Genomic DNA, 19,434 nt, shown 5'->3' with positions numbered 1-19,434 from the left:
GCAATGCAGGATTTTTATGCATATTTGTCGCATGAAAAAAGCCTATTTTAACTGGAGTTCAGGAAAAGATTCGTCATTAGCATTGTATAAAATTTTACAACAAAAAGAATACGATGTACAAAAATTGATTACAAATGTAAATCAAGATTATCAGCGTGTTTCAATGCATGGTTTACATGAGGATTTACTGAATGCACAGGCTGAAAGCATTGGTATTCCGTTAGAAAAAATATATTTTCCAGCTGAGGTTACAATGGATTTATATAATCAAAGAATGAAAGAGAAGACTGCGGAGTTAAAAGAAGCAGGACTTGTAAATGGTATTTTTGGTGATATTTTTTTAGAGGATTTAAGAGCGTATCGTGATTCGAAATTACAAGAGGTTGGAATTACTGGTGTTTACCCACTTTGGAAACAAGATACAAAAGAATTACTTAGAGAGTTTTTAGATTTAGGCTTTAAAACAATTACTGTTTGTGTGAATGCAAAATTGTTAGGAGAAGAATTTGTAGGGAGAGTTATTGATGAAGGTTTTATTAATGAACTTCCTGATGGAGTTGATGTTTGTGGGGAGAATGGAGAGTTCCATACGTTTTGTTATGACGGTCCTATTTTTAAGAAACCTGTGGAGTTTGAAATAGGAGAGAAGGTATTGAAATCGTATACGTTACATAAAAACGATGATGACAATTGTTATCAAGATTCAAAGAAAACTAAGAAATTAGAAGAAACGACTACTAAAAACTATGATAGAAGTTTTTGGTACTGTGATTTACAGCTAAAAAAGTAATTTATTTATAGCTTCTAATAGTCTTTGAGCAGGAGCATTCTCTAGGCAAGAACTACAAGTATTGTACATAAACAAACAATCGATAAAGTCGGTTAGCATATGTAATAATAGCCCTAAGCCAATAATGTTGTATGGTCTTTTAAAAAAAAGTAAAATAACATACACTCCAATAGCATAGTAGGAATGAAATAGGTGAAACCCAAAACTACATCGGTTTGGGTCAAATATAGGGCTTGCTAATAAGTGATCTATATCTACTAGCATAGTTGCTAGTAGTGTTATAGCAACTTTTATCCAATTTTTTTTAAAAAAGAAGAAAGCGATAAAAACAGGAAATCCGAAATGTAAAAAATAATGGATGAATTGTTGCACTATGCTAAGCTATTTCTTTTTCTAAAGCTAAAAAATGAGTAACTTCTGTAGGGCTGTTTTTATATAAAGGAATGATATATAACTCACACTTGTAGTAGGACTTATCTTTTCTATAATTAACAATAATATCTTTAAAAGGTTTCCCTTTTAATAATTTATTTCTAATTCGTTTTCGAGTACTTTCTTTTGTCTTTTCTCCTTGAAAAAAACGTCCAGTTTTGTTAATAACAAAATCAATATCATATCCAGTCATTTTAGAGAAGCCATCGTTAGCCCAAATAATTTTTTTTGTAACATCTGTTAATACAAGCGCTTCATAATAGTTCTCGTTTAAAATAGAAGTTATGTTATTTTTCCAGTTGTAGTTTTTACGTAAGTTTTTTAAAACATTAATATCATTAGAAACTGTTGAACTCATAAATAACTGTTGAATTCCCCAACTTAAAATATTTATACTTTTTTTGGAAGCGAGTGTAAGATTATTGGCTATTTTAGAATACTCATCATTAGTTAAGTTAGATGTATAAATATCAAGAGACATCATTTTGTCAAAACAGTTTTTCATACTAATATAATTTTTTGTAAATGTAAAAAATTAAAACTTTTCAAATACACCTAAACCAAAAAGGGCAAAATCATATTTCACAGGATCCTTTTTATCAAACGTTCTTAAAGTAAGATCAAGTTCTTGAATAGCTTTCCAATCATTTTGCTTCCTAGTAAGTATTTTTAGTTTTCTAGCAATATTTCCTGTGTGAACATCTAACGGACAATGTAAGTGTGCTGACGAGTGTGTTTTCCATATGCCTAAATCGACTCCAGTGGTATTATCGCGAACCATCCAACGTAAAAACATATTAATTCTTTTAGATGCAGAGCCTTTTAAAGGGTCAGAAACATGTTTTAGAGTTCTTGGTTGATGAGGGATTTCAAAAAAAACTTGTTTGAAACGATGTATAGCATGTTGGTAATTATCTGCTTTATCTTTTGGTTTTAAAACAGCTTCTAATCCCCCATGATTCTGATAGATGTTTTTTAATGCCTGAACAAAGAACTTAAAATCATCGGCATTAAATGTTCTGTGTACAAATCCGTCAAAATTAGCTAAATCTTCTTCAGAATGATTGAGAACAAAATCATAAGGAGAACTTCCCATTAAATCCATCATTTTATGGGAGTTGTTAATAATCATTTTACGATTTCCCCAAGCAATAGTTGCTGCTAAAAAACCAGCAATTTCAATATCTTCTTTTACTGAAAATTGGTGTGGAATTTGAATAGGATCACTATCAATAAAATCAGGATTGTTGTACTGTATTACTTTTTCGTCTAAAAACTCTTTAAGCTCCTTTTTGTTCATTTTATGCTAAATCTCCTGCAAAACTAAGCAAAACAAAGAAAGCATTATAGCAAGCGTGTAATAATATACTCCACCCTAAGCCAAAACGAACTCTAATAAATCCTAAATAACCGCCTAAAATAGTTTGCGGAGCTACTAGTATTGGAGCTAATAAAAGTACGTTTGTGGTAATACCAAAATTGGTTAAGTGTACCAAACCAAAAAGTATAGCAAAGACATAGAAACTTATTTTAAATGTTTTCTTACGATGAAATAAAGTAATGGGAGCTCTAAAAAATAATTCTTCAAACAAAGGAGCCAAAATAATTGCTAAAAAAGCAATAAACCATTTAGGGTGTTCTTTCAATAATTCTTCCATGGCATGTTCATTCATATTTACCCAACCCAATTCTTGAATAAGGATAAAAAGAGGAGATAATACAGCACCTGTTATAATACTTATAATAAGTAAATGAAAGAATTTTTGAAATCGATATGAAATATCTTGGTTAGTATCTTTTTCTAAAACAGGATTTTTTAAATAGGTAATGAGCTCTTGAAAAGTTTCTTTCATGGAATTGATTTATTAGTTAGTAGCAAGAAACTTTAAATAGTTACACTATTCAACAATAATTCCGTCTTTCATTGTAAGTGTTCTATCAGCCATTTTTGCTAATTCTTTGTTGTGTGTAACTAATACAAACGTTTGGCCAAACTCATCACGTAACTTAAAAAACAGTTCATGTAAGTTTTTTGCTGAGGTTGAATCCAAGTTTCCAGAAGGTTCATCTGCAAAAATAACAGAAGGTTCGTTAATTAAAGCTCTAGCAACAGCAACACGTTGTTGCTCTCCTCCAGAAAGCTCGTTAGGTTTGTGGTTTTCTCTATGTGATAATCCTAAAAAGGCTAGTAATTCTTTGGCTCTTTTTTCGGTTTCTACTTTTCCTTTTCCTCCGATAAAGGCAGGAATACAAACGTTTTCTAAGGCAGTAAACTCTGGTAACAACTGATGAAATTGAAAAATGAATCCGATATGTTTATTTCGGAAAGCAGAAACTTTTATATCGTTTAAATCTTTTATAGAAACACCATCGACCAATAATTCGTAGCTCTGATTTTTTAAGGGCTTATCTAAAGTTCCTAAAATTTGTAATAAGGTTGTTTTTCCTGCTCCTGATGGACCAACAATAGCGACGATTTCTCCTTTTTTTATATGAAGATCAACGCCTTTTAATATTTCTACCTCTCCGTAATGTTTGTGGATGTTTTTAGCAACAATCATAGTGTTATTTTCTTAGTACGAATGTATAAAAAAGAAATCAGATAAACTTTAGAGCTCACCTGATTTCAAATAATAAATGAACGAGTATTTAAATTATATTTTTGATGTTGTTGTAATCGATAAAATAAACCAATCGAACAGAGAATCTATGCTGCATACTTTGGTCAAAAAGTTTTGAGATGTTATCTTTAAAATCAATATTAGCCGGAGCAAAATCATGATCAGGCCTTATTGAGTTTCTGTAGAAAAAAATCAATTGACTACCAGGAGCAAATTGCCATTGATAGTTTAAGTCTAAGTTCCAGCTATTAAAGTTTTTATCGTGTTCTCCTTGATAATTATTTGAAACAAGTTCTCCATTATCTTCATTCAAACTATAAAATAGACCTAAATATGGAACTTTACTCCAATTATGCCTAAACGATAACGACGCTGCTGATTTTGTACTAAATGTGTATTTTCCAGTTAATGAATTGTCATAAGTATCCCAATCTCGTTGCCCGAAAATAATGTGATCTTTTAAAGAAGCTAATAAAGGTTTTTCTTCTACATCATCTTTATCAATCTTTGTAACATACCCTTGACCGTTATTGGTTTTGCCATATCTAAAACCATAAATCAAAGAAAACTTATTAGTGAAACGATATCTAGGAGAAATTCTAAACCCATAATCTTCTTTAGGGTTGTTTTTGTAAAAAGTATAATACCAATCGTAGTCTATTGCAAACTTTTTTCTATAATCAGTAGACCCCCAATGATTTACATTTAGCCTTTCAGGTCTGTTAAAAAAAACTCCACTAGTAGTTCCTTGTCTAGGTTCAAAAAAATCTTTTCGTTCTGTGCTATAATTCAAGTTTCCTCCAAAACTGAATCGCTTTTTTGTATCAGCGCCAAAAGATAAACTAACATTTGTACCTACATACGTTCCTGGATTGTGTAAGAAGTTAATATCATAAAAAACATTAATTCTATAATTATTGAATATTCCTTTAGGTTTTAATAATCGATAGCCAACAAAACCATAAATAGCTTGTTCGTTGTTGCTAAAAAGAATCCCCATATCGTTAGGGTTGTAGTCTTTATTTTCAAAATTATATCCAATTTCTCCACGCCAATTCCCTGAATGTTTACCTATACTGGTATCGAAAGTGTACCCCGTATTAGGGTTGTCTTCATCGTCAGAGATACTACTCATTTTAAAACTTCCGTCTATATTATACCTACTTTTTTTATCCTCAACATGCCATAGAAGTCCAGTAACATTAGCATCTCTAAATCGTCCATCACGAGTTACATTGGTATTAATTAAGGTAATAGATGAGTTTTGATTAAACTGTTGGTCTAACACCATAATATTGTAATTAGAAAACGGATTAACTGTAGTTTTATAAGTACTTACATTGCTAATAGTATCTAATCCATTAATTGTTTGCTTAGTTCTTTCAACAGTAGCTTCTGTTTTTTCAGTAATGGCATTAAAGAATCCTATTCCTAAACCACCTTTGGTTCTTCCAGATATTTTTATGGCGTTTAGCATTTGAACTTTATCAGGAACATCTATAACTTCATCATTTATTTTTTTTCCATTAATAAACTCATCATCGTCTTTTCGTTCGTTAGAAAATTGATCTATTGGTCGTCCTCCAATTCTTCTTGAGTAAAACAAATTACCTTTACTAAATAGTTCTGTTCCTTCAGTAAAAAACTGACGTTGTTCTGTAAATTGCTGCTCAAAAGGACCGAGGTTTAAGGTAACATTGTCAAAACCTACTTGGCTGAAATCAGGAATTAAAGTAGCGTCTAAGGTAAAGTTTTCGGTAATACCATACTTTACATCCATTCCTACACTCCAATCAAAGTCTGTATTTCCATCTTTAGTGGTCGTAGTTGCTGAGGCATACGGATAAAAGTTTAATCGGGTAGGAGGTTTTATATTGGTGAAGTTTTCATATAAACCATCATATTGAGTCCAATTCCCTTGTTGATTATCAATATGGTTCCATGTAAATTGAGCATTTAAATTGAGCACTTTTCTGTGGTAATTGATTCCCCATGATTGAACAGGAGTATTAGCAAAACGCAAAGCTCTATAAGGGATTTTCATTTCTACAACCCAAGAATCTTGATTAATACTAAAATCGCTATCCCATACAGCACTCCAGTTAAAATCTTCATTTCCGTTAGAGACTTTTGAGTCTGCTTGGGCTCCTGAACTGGTTACTATAAACTCAAAAGGATTTTGTCCGTCATCGTTAGGGTTAATAGTTATTAAAAAGAAATCGCTGTTACCAATATTGTCTCTGTTAGTAAACTCTGCAGGTATTTTAGATGGTTCAGGATCGTACATTTTAGCACAGATATAAATAGCATTATCATCGTATACTAATTTTACTACTGTTTTATGGGTGTCAGGTTCTGCTTTTCCGTTATCAGGACGCAACATTACAAAATCTTTTGCGGCTGGAGTATTTTTCCAGGCAATGTCATTTAATTTTCCGTCAATTTTTGGAGGGGTATCTACACGTACTACATTTAGTTTTTTTCTGTTTTTATTAATGGTTTGGGCGGTTGTAACTTCAATAAAGAAGAAACAAGTTATAATAAATGCTAAAATCTTAAGCATAATTTATTGATGTATAGTGTTAGTTGTTGCGCTAAATTATTATGATTTGGATTAATAAATCATAAAATCATGTTAATTACAGTAAAAACGTGTTAAAAAAAAGAATGTTAAAAGTTTAAATGTTAAAAAAATAGTAGAATGAAAATTAAATAAAACTTGATTTAATTATAAATTAAAGTACAAATTATAAGGTATTATAAATTGAATTTGTATTTTTGTTCGACTTTTAAAAATTCATATCTAATGAACTTACACGAATATCAAGGTAAAGAAATATTAAGCAGTTTTGGCGTTCGTATTCAACGCGGAATTGTTGCAAATACTCCAGAAGAAGCTGTTGAAGCAGCAAAAAAATTAACAGAAGAAACAGGTACTGGTTGGCACGTAATCAAAGCTCAAGTACACGCAGGTGGTCGTGGAAAAGGTGGAGGTGTTAAGTTAGCTAAAAACTTAGACGAAGTAAAGAGCATTTCTGATGATATTTTAGGAATGATGTTAGTAACTCCTCAAACTTCAGCAGAAGGAAAGTTAGTTAACCAAGTGTTAATTGCTGAGGATGTATATTATCCTGGTGATAGTGAGCCAGATGAATTTTATATGTCAGTTTTATTAAACCGTGCTACGGGTAGAAACATGATTATGTACTCTACTGAAGGAGGTATGGATATTGAAACTGTGGCAGAAGAAACTCCGCACTTAATTTTTACTGAAGAAATTGATCCAGGAACAGGATTATTACCTTTTCAAGCTCGTAAAATTGCTTTTAATTTAGGTTTAAGCGGTGGGGCTTTAAAAGAAATGGTAAAATTTGTTACTGCTTTATATACTGCATACATCAAGTCTGATTCTTCGATGTTTGAAATTAACCCAGTATTAAAAACATCTGATGATAAAATTATGGCAGTAGATGCTAAAGTATCGTTAGATGAGAATGCATTATATCGTCATAAAGATTATGCAGCAATGCGTGATTTACGTGAAGAAAATCCAATTGAGGTAGAAGCTAAAGCTGCAGGATTAAACTATGTAGATTTAGATGGTAATGTTGGATGTATGGTAAACGGAGCTGGTTTAGCAATGGGAACTATGGATTTAATTAAGCAAGCAGGTGGTGATCCAGCTAACTTCTTAGATGTTGGTGGTACTGCAGATGCACAACGTGTTGAAACTGCTTTCGGAATCATTTTAAAAGACCCTAATGTAAAAGCTATCTTAGTAAATATTTTTGGAGGAATCGTTCGTTGTGATCGTGTTGCTCAAGGTGTAGTAGATGCTTATAAAAATATGGGAGACAAAATTAATGTGCCTATTATTTGTCGTTTACAAGGAACAAATGCTAAAGAAGCAAAAGAATTAATAGACAATAGCGGAATGGAGATAATCTCAGCTACTGAGTTCCAAGAGGCTGCTGACAAAGTAGGGGAAGTTTTAGGTGCTTAACTTAAAGCTTTTTTTAATTAATTCTTAGTAATATATTTAAAAACCTCACTGTTACAGTGAGGTTTTTTGTTTTAAACAAAGAGATTTAAAGCTTCAAAAGTTTACCTACTTAGGAAACCTATTATTTCTGGTGCATAATATTCTCCTCTAAATGTAAAATAGTTCCCATTAGGTTTAATAATGATATAACTGTAACAAGGATATTGGAATTTAAAGAACGCTTTTTCTATAATTGACTCTTTATCTGCGTACCAAGAAAAGTAACCACTAAAGTTATTAACTGTACGTGTATCTTTAAAAATAAAAAACTGATATATATGTTCTTTATTCTTTAATTTTTGAACGAAACGCTTAAAACTTTTAATACTAGCAATGCTCCAAGGATTGTTAGGAATACAGCAGTTGTCTTGCTTTGGGAAATAATTAATAATAATAGTTTTTGATGAGTCAATTTCTTTGTTAGATAAAAAGAAAAGATATTTTTTTATTTTATTATGGGTATTGATATCAATTCTCCCATATTTTCTTTGAGCAACTTTTATTAGGATTGTTGTAGTTGAATCTTTTTGTGTTTTGAAATGAAAAAAATGCTCATTTTTTTCGTTTGAAAAATACGCTTCTTTAGTGAGTTTTATAGAATTTTCATTAAGAAAAATAGTATCTTTCAATTGAGCATAAGCACCTAAAGTAATTATAGTAAAAAGTGAAGTTAAAAATTTTTGCATTTTTTCTATAAAAATACATGATTTTTATAGAATCACAATTTTTCTTTCAAAACTTCAATTTCATCACGTAATTGCGCTGCAACTAAAAAGTCTAAAGCTTTGGCAGCTTCTTCCATTTGTTTGCGTTTGTCGCGTATACGTTTTTCTATTTCTTGTTTTGATAGGTATTCTAAATCTTGCTCTGCAGCTTTTTGTGTGGCATTATCGTAATGATACGAAGTAATCGCGTTTTTAGATAAAGTATTGTCTATCCTTTTGTTGATTTGCTTTGGTGTAATTCCATGTGCTGTGTTGTAATTAATTTGTTTTTCGCGTCTACGAGTGGTCTCGTCAATGGTGAGTTGCATGCTATTGGTAATTTTATCTGCATACATAATTGCTTTTCCATTTACGTTACGTGCAGCACGACCTACGGTTTGTGTTAACGAACGGTGTGAACGTAAAAAACCTTCTTTGTCAGCATCTAAAATAGCTACTAAAGAGACTTCTGGAAGATCTAATCCTTCACGAAGTAAGTTTACTCCAATGAGTACATCAAACAAGCCTTTACGTAAGTCTTGCATAATTTCTACACGTTCTAAGGTGTCAACATCAGAATGAATATAACGACAACGTACTTGAATACGAGTTAAGTACTTGGCTAATTCTTCTGCCATACGTTTGGTAAGTGTGGTAACCAAAGTACGTTCGTCTTTTTCTATACGAATTTGAATTTCTTCAATTAAATCATCAATTTGATTTAAACTCGGTCGAACTTCAATTTCAGGATCTAACAGTCCTGTAGGTCGAATAACTTGCTCTACAAATAGACCTTCGGTTTTTTGTAATTCGTAATCAGCTGGAGTTGCCGAAACATAAATCACTTGATTTTGCAAGTCTTCAAATTCTTCAAACTTTAATGGACGGTTATCCATGGCGGCAGGTAAACGGAATCCGTATTCTACCAAGTTTTCTTTACGACTTCTATCTCCACCGTACATAGCGTGAACTTGTGGTACAGTTACGTGACTTTCATCAATCACCATCAAATAATCATCAGGAAAATAATCTAACAAACAGAAAGGTCGTGTACCTGCTTCTCGACCGTCTAAATAACGAGAATAATTTTCAATTCCTGAACAATATCCCAGCTCACGAATCATTTCTAAGTCAAATTCGGTGCGCTCTTGTAAACGTTTTGCTTCTAGATGTTTACCGATTTCTTTAAAGTAATCTACTTGTTTTACCATATCTTCCTGAATTTGATGAATGGCATTTTGTAGTATATCTGGAGAAGTTACAAATAAATTGGCAGGATAAATATTGAGTTTTTCTAAACGTGTAATAATTTCATTAGTTTTTATGTCAAAGGTCTCAATTTCTTCGATTTCATCACCAAAAAAATGAATTTTATACCCATTATCTCCATACGACGGATAAATGGTAACCACATCACCTTTCACTTTGAAAGTTCCACTTTTTATTTCAATTTCTGTACGGGCATATAAACTGGTTACTAAGCGATGTAAAAATTTGGTGCGAGAAATTTGTTGATCAACTTCAATCGTAATCACATTCTTTTTAAATTCAGTAGGATTCCCAATACCATACAAACAAGATACCGAGGCTACCACCAATACATCTCGACGTCCTGAAAGAAGGGAAGAGGAAGTACTAATTCGCAAGCGTTCTATTTCATCATTGATAGACAGATCTTTCTCAATGTACGTTCCCGTAACAGGAATATAAGCTTCGGGTTGATAGTAATCATAGTATGAAACAAAATACTCCACAGCATTGTTAGGAAAGAACTGCTTGAACTCAGAGTATAATTGAGCAGCTAAGGTTTTGTTATGGGCTAAAACAAGTGTTGGTCGATTTACTTCTGCCACTACGTTGGCAACAGAAAATGTTTTTCCTGAACCAGTAACACCTAAAAGTGTTTGGTACTTTTCATTAACTAAAATCCCATTAGCTAATTGTTTAATCGCTTGGGGTTGATCACCTGTAGGTTTAAATTCTGAGTTTAATTCGAAGTTCATTCAACAAAAATACGGATAGCTTTTCAATTAAACTATCCGTATTTATTATCTGTTTGATTATAAACTTACTTTCTAATTAATGAAAAATGTCCTGTCTTTTTTCTAACTTTCCCATTAGAGTCTATCAATTCAGCATTGTACCAATAATCATTTGAAGGAAGAATAGTACCGTTGTATATACCATCCCAACCCTGACTATTTTTATCAGTAATTTCATTAATTAATTTTCCAAAGCGATTAAAAATTTGAACTTTAACAACATCATAGTAATCATTATCGACACCTAAAACTTTCCATGTATCAAAATGTCCGTCATTATTTGGGGTGAAATGACGTTGAAAATAGATAGTTGAAATCTGATTAGATGTAGTAATTCCACATCCGTTACGATCTCTAATTGAAATAGAATTTAGTCCAGGAGGAATATTGGTAAATGTGTATGATAGATTTTCATCTCCTTTAACAAAGTCACTAAGGTTTGTACTATTTAAAGCAAACTCATAATCACCAATTCCGTCCACAGTAATTTCAATTTTATTATTATCTGGATTATCTTGATCGTCAATTGATTTAATATTTATGACTAAGGCTTGATTGGATTCTTTTACAAAGAATGTATTATATCCCATACAATTTTCCGAAATGTTAGGATGACTTCTATAAGCTTCAACTTTATATTCTCCTGAAGAATTAGCATTGTATATAGCTGATGTTTCTCCAGAGAGTAATTTTCCATTTAAATACCACTTGTAAGTGTCAGCAGTATTTCCTGAATCAGCATTCAAAAGGGTCGTATGTGGTTGAGGATTTAACCTTGGGTTATCAACGCAAAGAATAATATTATCAGGGTTTCCTTGAGGAACAGGCAAATCTATAACATGTAGGGTAAACTTACCGACACTTTCGCAAGCGTTGTTATTTTTTGATATAATTCTTACAAATACTTCTGTGTTATTAGTAAATAAATCATCATCATATGGAGGTAGAATTTTGTTTGTTTGTAATGAGGCATCGTTTGCTGTTCTATAAAACTCAATAGAATGGGTGTTACTTGTTAACGCGCCATTTGATTTTGTAATAATATCATTCTTTTTTATATCAAAATTAAAGAATGTGTTTTGACTACCTATACTTTGAGTAGCATTAGGGTTAGAAGCATTAATGTCTAGTTCACAAGAATACATGTCGTCAAAAGTATCTAGACCAGATGAGTTAACAACTAAATCTAAGCTTCCTGTATTGAAGCACTGTGTTGTATTATTTATAATTTTTACAAGTAGTGTTTGGTTGAAAGATGAAGTGTTAGTGTAATTTTGTGGTGATGTTATTGGTCTGTTATTGTCAAAATCAGTTTGATCGTTAAAAAAGAGAACAGTCACATTTGTATCGTTATTTGATAACTCTGCTTCTTTACTCTGTAAGTTAAATGTAGTAAAACCATCAGCAGGATTGTTGTCAAAATCACATTGCTGATAAGGAGGTAACATAATAAATGAGGGAACAGGATTTATAATTAGATTAAAACTAGTTGAAGTATTTAAGCATCCAACATTATTCTCAACTCTAACAAAAACAGTTTGAGTATTTTTTGAAAAATTAGTATAAAGAGAGTTTTTGTTAATAGGGTTTAAGTTGTTTTGTGCATCTGAAAGACTATGATAGTAGTTTATGGTATGTGTATTTGGGTCTAACATACCTAAAATTTCATTATCTTTTGAAGAGAGTAAAAAAGAACTATATAAACCATCGGTATTGCTTCCACTATCAGTATCATCACATACAATATAATCTGATGGAGGAGTAACATTAATATTGTTGTTTACAATAATATTATAATCGGTTACAGAGAAACATTCTGATTTTATGTTTGTTAACCGTATAAATATTTTTTGAGGATTGCTTGTGTTTTTAAAGGTATTTGGATTTGGAATAGGGTTTGTGTTAGTTTGAGCATCATTATTACTCAAATGATAGCTAATTTTAACATCTGTTTGACCGTTTAATATTAGATTGTCGTTGGTAGTAAGGTCAAAATTAGTGCTATTATCGAAAGTACCATCGCTGTCACATTCTTCCAAGTCGTACGATTGACCAACTGTCGGAGGATTGATTGTTGGAGGCTTGTTAAAAGTAGCACTACCAGTCCAATCAATTTTGAAACTACTATTACCTATAGGCCTATCAATGACCAAAAAATAAGAATCATTATCGTTTACATTTAATGAACGAACAAAGCTATTGCCTTGAGGGCCTGGGCCTTCAGAGACATCTGTTTCAGATGCTCTAATACCTGTTAGGTTATTTCCTTGGTTACTTGCTGCTGGGTTTGTAGTAGAACAGCGTATGGCTTGACCGATGTTTCCACAACTTACATTTGGTCCAAAGATAAAAAAATCAAAATCGATATTAATATCTGTATTATGACTACCATTTGAGTTGGTAGGAGTAAGTGTAAAACCTAATGTTCCTCCTTTATCAATTTTAATTTTAATCCATAAACTATTATTTTCTTGGCTAGAGCATGTATTTGAACCTGAAAGCTCTTGAATACCTACACCGGTAGCATTTAAGTTTTGAAAACCACTGTTACCGCAAACTACGATTGCATCTGAGCAATCATTTTGAGCAAATACGTGTAAGCAAATAAAAAATAAACTAAAAAAAAATGTCTTTTTCATAAATGTGTAAATTATTTCCTCAGTAAAGAGAAATGCCCTGTCTTTTTTCGGGTTCTTCCACTTTTATCAATTAACTCAGCATTGTACCAATAGTCGTTTGAAGGAAGAATAGTACCGTTGTATATACCATCCCAACCCTGACTATTTTTATCAGTAATTTCATTAATTAATTTTCCAAAGCGATTAAAAATTTGAACTTTAACAACATCATAGTAATCATTATCGACACCTAAAACTTTCCATGTATCAAAATGTCCGTCATTATTTGGGGTGAAATGACGTTGAAAATAGATAGTTGAAATCTGATTAGATGTAGTAATTCCACATCCGTTACGATCTCTAATTGAAATAGAATTTAGTCCAGGAGGAATATTGGTAAATGTGTATGATAGATTTTCATCTCCTTTAACAAAGTCACTAAGGTTTGTACTATTTAAAGCAAACTCATAATCACCAATTCCGTCCACAGTAATTTCAATTTTATTATTATCTGGATTATCTTGATCGTCAATTGATTTAATATTTATGACTAAGGCTTGATTGGATTCTTTTACAAAGAATGTATTATATCCCATAAAAGGGGAAGTGATGTTTGGGTGAGTTCTATAGGCTTCAACTTTATATTCTCCTGAAGAATTAGCATTGTATATAGCTGATGTTTCTCCAGAGAGTAATTTACCATCTAGATACCATTTGTATGTGTCTGTAGCATTACCTGTATCGGCATTTAATTCAACTGTATGTGGTTGAGGGCTTAGCCTTGGGTTATCAACACATAGGATAATGTTATTTAAATTACCTTTAGGGATAGGGATTTTTTCTACAAAAAATTTAAAATTACCAACTGCTTCACAAGATGTAGCTCCTTTATTTGAAATTCTAATATATACATCAGAATTGTTGGTAAATAAGTCATCTTCGTATGGGGGGATAATTTGATTTATTTGTAAGGAAGCATCTTCTGCTGTTCTGTAGTATTGAAAATCGTGAGTATTTTCTGATAGGGACCCTCCTGAATTATTAATTATTTGTTGCGTCTTCAAAGAGAAGTCAAGAAAACCGTTATTAGTACCAATGCTAAATTTGGCATCAGGATTGGATGCATTTTGATCTAATTCATGGATGTGTTCATCGCTATAATAAGTTAATCCCGTTGGGTTTACTTGTAAATTAATAATATCCGTTTGATAACATTGAGTAGTGTTATTTGTAACTTTTACTGTTATAGAGTGATTTATTGCTGTTAAATTAGTGTAATTATTTTTGTTAATTGGTGATGAAAAACTAGTGTCTGACGTTTCAAAAAAACCTATTGAAAGATTAGAAGAGTCATCAACCAATAATGTTTCCAAAAGCTTAAGATTAAAGGTAGTAAACCCATCGTAACGATTATTATCAAAGTCACATTGTATATAAGGTTGAATCGAATTAATTGTAGGTTTTGGTTCAAATGTTATTTGGACTTTACCAGTGAATGTTTTTTTACAGTAAGAATTAGATTCTATTTTTATTTCATATAAACCACTTCCAAAATTAGTGTTATCAACAGTTAATATTCTTGTCTTGGCTATTTCTTTTCCATCTTTAAACCATGTATAGGTATCGTTAGGGTTATTTTTTTCTGGTTGAATTTGATAACTTTCTCCAATACAAAAAACTTGGTTGCTATTGTTTAAAACCTCATTATTAGCTAGATTGATTAATTTTACAGGTGCAAAAAACGACTGAATAAAAGGAGGTAATCCTTGTGAAGACATGGCGCCACCCAAGTTTATAGCGTTTGAAGTATATTGAATATCAGTAGCATTATCTTCTGGATTCTCTATAACTCCCAAATAGGATCTATCTGGAATGGAAGCATATATCTTTCCGTTTGGAGCTAATTGTAAAGCACCTCTATAACCTTGCTCTTGATGGACTTGAGTTTTAGTTTGTGCGATGTTAGCATCTAATAAATTATATTGAAAAACTCTGAAAGAGTTACTGTTTTCATGATATAAAGAAGAGTATAGTTTTGTAGATTCTTGAGAAAACTCAACACCATAAGGAGAACCATCAGTTGGACCACTTGTAAGAATTAGCCCGTTAGAAGCTACTTTACCTGTTGCGTTATCAAAATCGTATAAAACTAATTTTCCACTTCCATCATTTGTAAAGTCAGCAAGAGCTACTTTACTTCCATCTGGAGATGTTTTTAAATATCCTCTTTTATCTCTTAAATAGTAAGATGAAGATGAGGTAATAGGGTTTGTAGAGTCCACTCCGTTTTTATCAATTTTATAGGCGTAAAAAGTATCTTGTACGATAGATAAAATCCATATTTCTCTACAGTCTTTTCCTTGAACAGCTGTAACTTTTTCAGACCATTCTCTATCCCGCCCATTGGAAAGGTTTATTGGTCCAGAAATAACTTCACCTCCATTACCTTTAGAAATATCAATAGTATAAAATTTAAATCCTGGATTATTTGGGTAAGGAAGGTTACCAATAAAATCTGTTCCTACAGTAAAAATATAATAAAGATTTTTATCTTCAGGGTTTGGAATAATTAAACCAGACTGTGAACTTGAAGGGTTACCTTGCAGGTCATTAGCTAAATTACCGTTTGAGTAACGCATTAGTTCATGGTTTTTCGTCCAAGCATTAATACCATCTGAATAAAATAATAGATTCCCATTTTCGTCAGAAATAGATGAACAACCTTCATCAGTTTTCAATAATCCATCATTTAAAGCTACCGGACTTCCAGAGTTAAAATCGAGCCCTGCATTATTTCCAAAATACCAAACATTTGCTTCTTTTTGGCTATAAAGTGATATAGAGACAATAATAAAAAACGCTAGAAGTAGTTGTTTTTTCATTAAAATGAATTTAATTATATAAATAAAACAACTAAACTACATAAAACCCTCTATAAATCTCGTTTTTTTAACAAAGCATATGATGAGTAAATAAAAATAGCAGTCCAAATTAATACAATAGCTATATTGAAAAGGCTAACAGAATAGTCTTTAGTGAAATTTTCTCCTATTTGATTAGCTACTGATTTTACTGCACCTAATCTTGTAAATGGTTCTTTAATTAAATTAGCCATAGACTCTAGCGGGAAAAATTGCATGATTGAGTTTACAGCTTCCTCAACCCCCGTTTTTACGTTTCTAAAAGTCCAGTATAAATATCCTTTAATTAAACTTTCAACAATTAACCAAACAATCATGGCAGCAACAGCAAATGCAGAGCGTTTAATCAAGACACCTAAAAACAACCCAAAGGAGAAAAAGCCTAATAATTTTACGAAGAAAGCGAATAAATAATCTAAGTCTGAAAATATAATGGCTATTTCATTAAAATCAGAATATACAGCTCCAAGAATTAAAGAGACAATAAAAACAAAGATGGTTGAAATAAAAGCAAAAGCTATAACGGTATAAAATTTTGATAGAATAAATTCCTTTTTACTTAAACCGTCTATTAAGTTTTGTTTTAACGTTTTATAACTGTACTCGTTCGCCATCATGGAAACAATAACTAGTAGTAAAAAGAATTTAAATATGGCAGCCATATATGTGTTAAAGTGCCAGATATACGGAAAATTAAAAATTCCTTGTTCAGCTAAATGAAATTTAATGGGGCCAATATCAAACTTTATTGCTGCAATTAAAGCAATAGAGGTTAATAATGCGAAATAGATAATTGAAAGAACTTTACTAGCTCTGTTATATTTTAATTTATGAATTTCTATATTTAAAAGTCGTAACATGGTGTAAGTTTATTGGTTGTTGGTAAGGTCTAAGAATTGTTGCTCTAAACTAGGTTTACGTTTCACTAAGTGAGAAAGAGAAATTCCTTTGTCAAATAAAAATGTATTAATTTCTGAAGCAGATAATTCTGAAGCTAGACTAGCTACTAAAATTCCATTTTCTTCTTTGATGTTTCCTATTGCTGGATGATTTTCTAAAAGCTGAGTAAGTGTTTCTTGATTATCTGCTTGAAGTTCAAAAAAACCATTGGAAGCAGTCATCTCATCAACTCTACCGCTATATAATTTTATACCATTTCTTATTACGACTACATGAGAACATACTTTTTCTACTTCATCGAGTAAGTGAGAGGCTAGTAAAATTGTAGTACCATTTTTAGCAATTTCTTTAATTATTTGACGAATCTCGTGAATTCCTTGTGGGTCAAGTCCGTTTGTAGGTTCGTCCAAAATCAAAATTTCTGGATCATTTAATAGGGCAGAAGCGATAGCTAAGCGCTGTTTCATTCCTAAAGAGTAAGTTTTAAACTTACTATTTCTACGTTCAAAAAGATTAACAATCTTGAGTTTTTCTTCAATTTTATCGTAGGAAACTCCTTTAATTTTACAAATTAACTGCAAGTTTTGAACGGCGCTCATGTAAGGGTAAAAATTAGGGCGTTCAATGATAGCTCCTACTTTTTTTAATGCTTCATGTGTAGATAAGTTTCCATTGAACCAGCTAAAACTCCCTGAGGTTTTGTTTACTACATTTAAAATAATACCTAAAGTAGTAGATTTACCACTTCCGTTAGGTCCTAAAATTCCGTACACTGTGCCTTTTTGTATATCGAAGGAAAGATTGTTTACGGCATGAACTTTTCCGTATTTTTTATCGAGGTTTCGAATAGATAAAATTGTTTCCAAGCTATTTTGGTTTTTGTTGATTATATGTATTTGACGATTGATGTAAATTATTGTTACAATGTATAAAAAAAGTAGTAGAAAATAGTTTAAAAGGAAAGTTTAGCTTTTTAGAAAAATGCATGATATATTCAGAAGTAAATTTAACTAGATGCTTTAAAACTAAGGTAGTTTTGCATGTCAAATTATACAATTATGAAAAAAATAAACTACTTATTAACAATTATTTTAACAACTGTTTTTTATGTAAGCTGTTCATCTGATGATGTTCAAGAAACACCAAATCAATTTATAATTGAAGGTGAAAATTATTCGATAGAATCAATTTTGGTAGAGAAATTCATGAAAGGAGATACGCCTTCTGTATTCTTACACTTATTGAATGTTACTGAAGAAGATATAGAAGCTGCTCGAAACTCTGGTACAGCTTTAACTGAGGTGGATTTATTTACAATTACTGTTCGTGATAAAGGCTTAACTTCAAAAACTTATACAACAGACAGTTTATGGTATGAATTTATGACGGATGGAGAGTTTTTAGGAGAGTATGATAATGAGCAATTGTTAATGGAGTATGAAACAGGAGATGAAGTTACTTTAACTATAAATTCAATTAATGAAACTGATATTTCATTAGAATTCAAAGTTAAAAAGGCTAATGGAAGTGTAGTAACAGGAAGTTATAACGGAAAGTACAGTACTGTTGATAAATCATTAGAGCGTAGTTAGAAAACAAATAGGATAGATAATAAAAAAAGCTTAGGGTTTACCTAAGCTTTTCTTATTTAAAATGACATTATTTGTTATCAATTAACCTAAACCCTTCACCATGTATATTTAAAATTTCTACATTTTCATCATTCTTCAGGTATTTACGAAGTTTAGCAATGTATACATCCATACTACGAGAAGTAAAATAGTTGTCATCTCGCCAAATCTTTGTCAACGCCAATTCACGTGGCATTAAGTCATTTTTATGCACAGCTAACATTCGTAAAAGTTTACTTTCTTTAGGTGATAACTTTTGAGGTTCTCCACCTTTATATATTAAATGACGTAGTTTAGAGTTAAAATCAAAAGACCCAATTTTAAACTCAAATTCATCACTGTCGTTTGTCTTTTCTGTTTCTTTACGTTGTAAAATTGCTTTAATTTTATGTAATAAAACTTCAGAATCAAAAGGTTTATTTAAGTAATCGTCTGCACCAACTTGATACCCTTTTAAAACATCTTCTTTTAATGTTTTTGCAGTTAAGAAGATAATAGGAATTTCTTTGTTAGTTGAACGAATGTCTTCAGCTAAAGAAAAACCATCTTTACGTGGCATCATTACATCTAAAATACATAAGTCATATTCTGCATTTTTAAACATAATTAAACCATCTATTCCGTCTTTAGCATGTGTAACATTGTAATCATTTAATGCTAAATAATCTTTAAGAACTGTTCCAAAATTAGGATCGTCTTCTACTAATAATATTTTTTTACTCCCCATTTCTTA

16 protein-coding genes are annotated in these 19,434 nt (G+C 31.4%); 3 read left to right on the top strand and 13 right to left on the bottom strand.

What is annotated here, in order from left to right; translation table 11 throughout:
• Positions 1-31: 31 nt before the first annotated feature.
• Positions 32-790, top strand: a complete 759-nt coding sequence (locus MHM83_RS13700) for a diphthine--ammonia ligase (protein ID WP_239180347.1) — start codon at positions 32-34, stop codon at positions 788-790.
• Here the strand turns inward: MHM83_RS13700 and MHM83_RS13695 are convergent.
• The 6 genes from MHM83_RS13695 to MHM83_RS13670 form a co-directional block, all read right to left on the bottom strand.
• Positions 779-1,162, bottom strand: a complete 384-nt coding sequence (locus MHM83_RS13695) for a DUF6122 family protein (RefSeq protein ID WP_206337276.1) — start codon at positions 1,160-1,162, stop codon at positions 779-781. The genes MHM83_RS13700 and MHM83_RS13695 overlap by 12 nt on opposite strands.
• Before the next feature lie 4 nt (positions 1,163-1,166).
• Positions 1,167-1,727, bottom strand: coding sequence for a PAS domain-containing protein (locus MHM83_RS13690; RefSeq protein ID WP_053056780.1), 561 nt, complete (start codon positions 1,725-1,727; stop codon positions 1,167-1,169).
• A 30-nt stretch (positions 1,728-1,757) separates the two neighbouring features.
• Entirely contained in the window at positions 1,758-2,522 is a 765-nt protein-coding gene (locus MHM83_RS13685) for a TIGR02757 family protein (RefSeq protein ID WP_047790641.1), read from the bottom strand.
• Between the two features lies 1 nt (position 2,523).
• Positions 2,524-3,075, bottom strand: coding sequence for a CPBP family intramembrane glutamic endopeptidase (locus tag MHM83_RS13680; RefSeq protein WP_047790642.1), 552 nt, complete (start codon positions 3,073-3,075; stop codon positions 2,524-2,526).
• Between the two features lie 45 nt (positions 3,076-3,120).
• Positions 3,121-3,783, bottom strand: a complete 663-nt coding sequence (locus tag MHM83_RS13675) for an ABC transporter ATP-binding protein (RefSeq protein ID WP_047790643.1) — start codon at positions 3,781-3,783, stop codon at positions 3,121-3,123.
• A gap of 88 nt (positions 3,784-3,871) precedes the next feature.
• Positions 3,872-6,406, bottom strand: a complete 2,535-nt coding sequence (locus MHM83_RS13670; protein ID WP_239180345.1) for a DUF5916 domain-containing protein — start codon at positions 6,404-6,406, stop codon at positions 3,872-3,874.
• A gap of 243 nt (positions 6,407-6,649) precedes the next feature.
• Here MHM83_RS13670 and sucC point away from each other — a divergent pair, with 243 nt between their 5' ends.
• A complete protein-coding gene (gene sucC / locus MHM83_RS13665; protein WP_239180343.1) occupies positions 6,650-7,846 on the top strand; it encodes an ADP-forming succinate--CoA ligase subunit beta in 1,197 nt (398 codons plus the stop codon).
• A 101-nt stretch (positions 7,847-7,947) separates the two neighbouring features.
• Here sucC and MHM83_RS13660 read toward each other — a convergent pair whose 3' ends face one another.
• The 6 genes from MHM83_RS13660 to MHM83_RS13635 form a co-directional block, all read right to left on the bottom strand.
• On the bottom strand, positions 7,948-8,571 hold the full coding sequence (locus MHM83_RS13660) for a hypothetical protein (protein WP_239180341.1): 624 nt from the start codon (positions 8,569-8,571) through the stop codon (positions 7,948-7,950).
• A 32-nt stretch (positions 8,572-8,603) separates the two neighbouring features.
• Entirely contained in the window at positions 8,604-10,592 is a 1,989-nt protein-coding gene (uvrB, locus tag MHM83_RS13655; RefSeq protein ID WP_239180339.1) for an excinuclease ABC subunit UvrB, read from the bottom strand.
• A gap of 65 nt (positions 10,593-10,657) precedes the next feature.
• Positions 10,658-13,270: a T9SS type B sorting domain-containing protein gene (locus MHM83_RS13650; RefSeq protein ID WP_239180337.1), complete on the bottom strand. Its 2,613-nt coding sequence runs from the start codon at positions 13,268-13,270 to the stop codon at positions 10,658-10,660.
• Between the two features lie 11 nt (positions 13,271-13,281).
• Positions 13,282-16,131 (bottom strand): T9SS type B sorting domain-containing protein, encoded by a 2,850-nt coding sequence (locus tag MHM83_RS13645; RefSeq protein ID WP_239180335.1) that lies wholly within the window; start codon positions 16,129-16,131, stop codon positions 13,282-13,284.
• A gap of 50 nt (positions 16,132-16,181) precedes the next feature.
• The gene (locus MHM83_RS13640; RefSeq protein WP_239180333.1) at positions 16,182-17,030 is read right to left on the bottom strand and encodes an ABC transporter permease; all 849 of its coding nucleotides are present in this window, start codon (positions 17,028-17,030) and stop codon (positions 16,182-16,184) included.
• A 9-nt stretch (positions 17,031-17,039) separates the two neighbouring features.
• Complete coding sequence (locus tag MHM83_RS13635) at positions 17,040-17,936, bottom strand: ABC transporter ATP-binding protein (RefSeq protein ID WP_239180331.1); 897 nt, start codon at positions 17,934-17,936, stop codon at positions 17,040-17,042.
• 192 nt (positions 17,937-18,128) lie between these two features.
• On the opposite strand from MHM83_RS13635, the gene MHM83_RS13630 reads away from it, so the two are divergent.
• On the top strand, positions 18,129-18,662 hold the full coding sequence (locus MHM83_RS13630; RefSeq protein ID WP_239180329.1) for a hypothetical protein: 534 nt from the start codon (positions 18,129-18,131) through the stop codon (positions 18,660-18,662).
• Positions 18,663-18,729: 67 nt separating this feature from the next.
• Here MHM83_RS13630 and MHM83_RS13625 read toward each other — a convergent pair whose 3' ends face one another.
• Complete coding sequence (locus tag MHM83_RS13625; RefSeq protein WP_047789269.1) at positions 18,730-19,428, bottom strand: response regulator transcription factor; 699 nt, start codon at positions 19,426-19,428, stop codon at positions 18,730-18,732.
• Positions 19,429-19,434: the final 6 nt, after the last annotated feature.

The sequence above is a fragment of the Tenacibaculum sp. Mcav3-52 genome, assembly GCF_022347665.1.
GTDB classification, from domain to species: Bacteria; Bacteroidota; Bacteroidia; order Flavobacteriales; family Flavobacteriaceae; genus Polaribacter; species Polaribacter mesophilus.
This window is presented reverse-complemented; position numbering and strand designations above follow the sequence as displayed.

Coding starts and splice junctions, on each gene's coding strand:
- MHM83_RS13700 (WP_239180347.1), top strand. CDS start 32: ATGAAAAAAGCCTATTTTAACTGGAGTTCAGGAAAAGATTCGTCATTA.
- MHM83_RS13690 (WP_053056780.1), bottom strand. CDS start 1,727: ATGAAAAACTGTTTTGACAAAATGATGTCTCTTGATATTTATACATCT.
- MHM83_RS13685 (WP_047790641.1), bottom strand. CDS start 2,522: ATGAACAAAAAGGAGCTTAAAGAGTTTTTAGACGAAAAAGTAATACAG.
- MHM83_RS13680 (WP_047790642.1), bottom strand. CDS start 3,075: ATGAAAGAAACTTTTCAAGAGCTCATTACCTATTTAAAAAATCCTGTT.
- MHM83_RS13675 (WP_047790643.1), bottom strand. CDS start 3,783: ATGATTGTTGCTAAAAACATCCACAAACATTACGGAGAGGTAGAAATA.
- MHM83_RS13670 (WP_239180345.1), bottom strand. CDS start 6,406: ATGCTTAAGATTTTAGCATTTATTATAACTTGTTTCTTCTTTATTGAA.
- sucC (WP_239180343.1), top strand. CDS start 6,650: ATGAACTTACACGAATATCAAGGTAAAGAAATATTAAGCAGTTTTGGC.
- MHM83_RS13660 (WP_239180341.1), bottom strand. CDS start 8,571: ATGCAAAAATTTTTAACTTCACTTTTTACTATAATTACTTTAGGTGCT.
- uvrB (WP_239180339.1), bottom strand. CDS start 10,592: ATGAACTTCGAATTAAACTCAGAATTTAAACCTACAGGTGATCAACCC.
- MHM83_RS13650 (WP_239180337.1), bottom strand. CDS start 13,270: ATGAAAAAGACATTTTTTTTTAGTTTATTTTTTATTTGCTTACACGTA.
- MHM83_RS13645 (WP_239180335.1), bottom strand. CDS start 16,131: ATGAAAAAACAACTACTTCTAGCGTTTTTTATTATTGTCTCTATATCA.
- MHM83_RS13640 (WP_239180333.1), bottom strand. CDS start 17,030: ATGTTACGACTTTTAAATATAGAAATTCATAAATTAAAATATAACAGA.
- MHM83_RS13630 (WP_239180329.1), top strand. CDS start 18,129: ATGAAAAAAATAAACTACTTATTAACAATTATTTTAACAACTGTTTTT.
- MHM83_RS13625 (WP_047789269.1), bottom strand. CDS start 19,428: ATGGGGAGTAAAAAAATATTATTAGTAGAAGACGATCCTAATTTTGGA.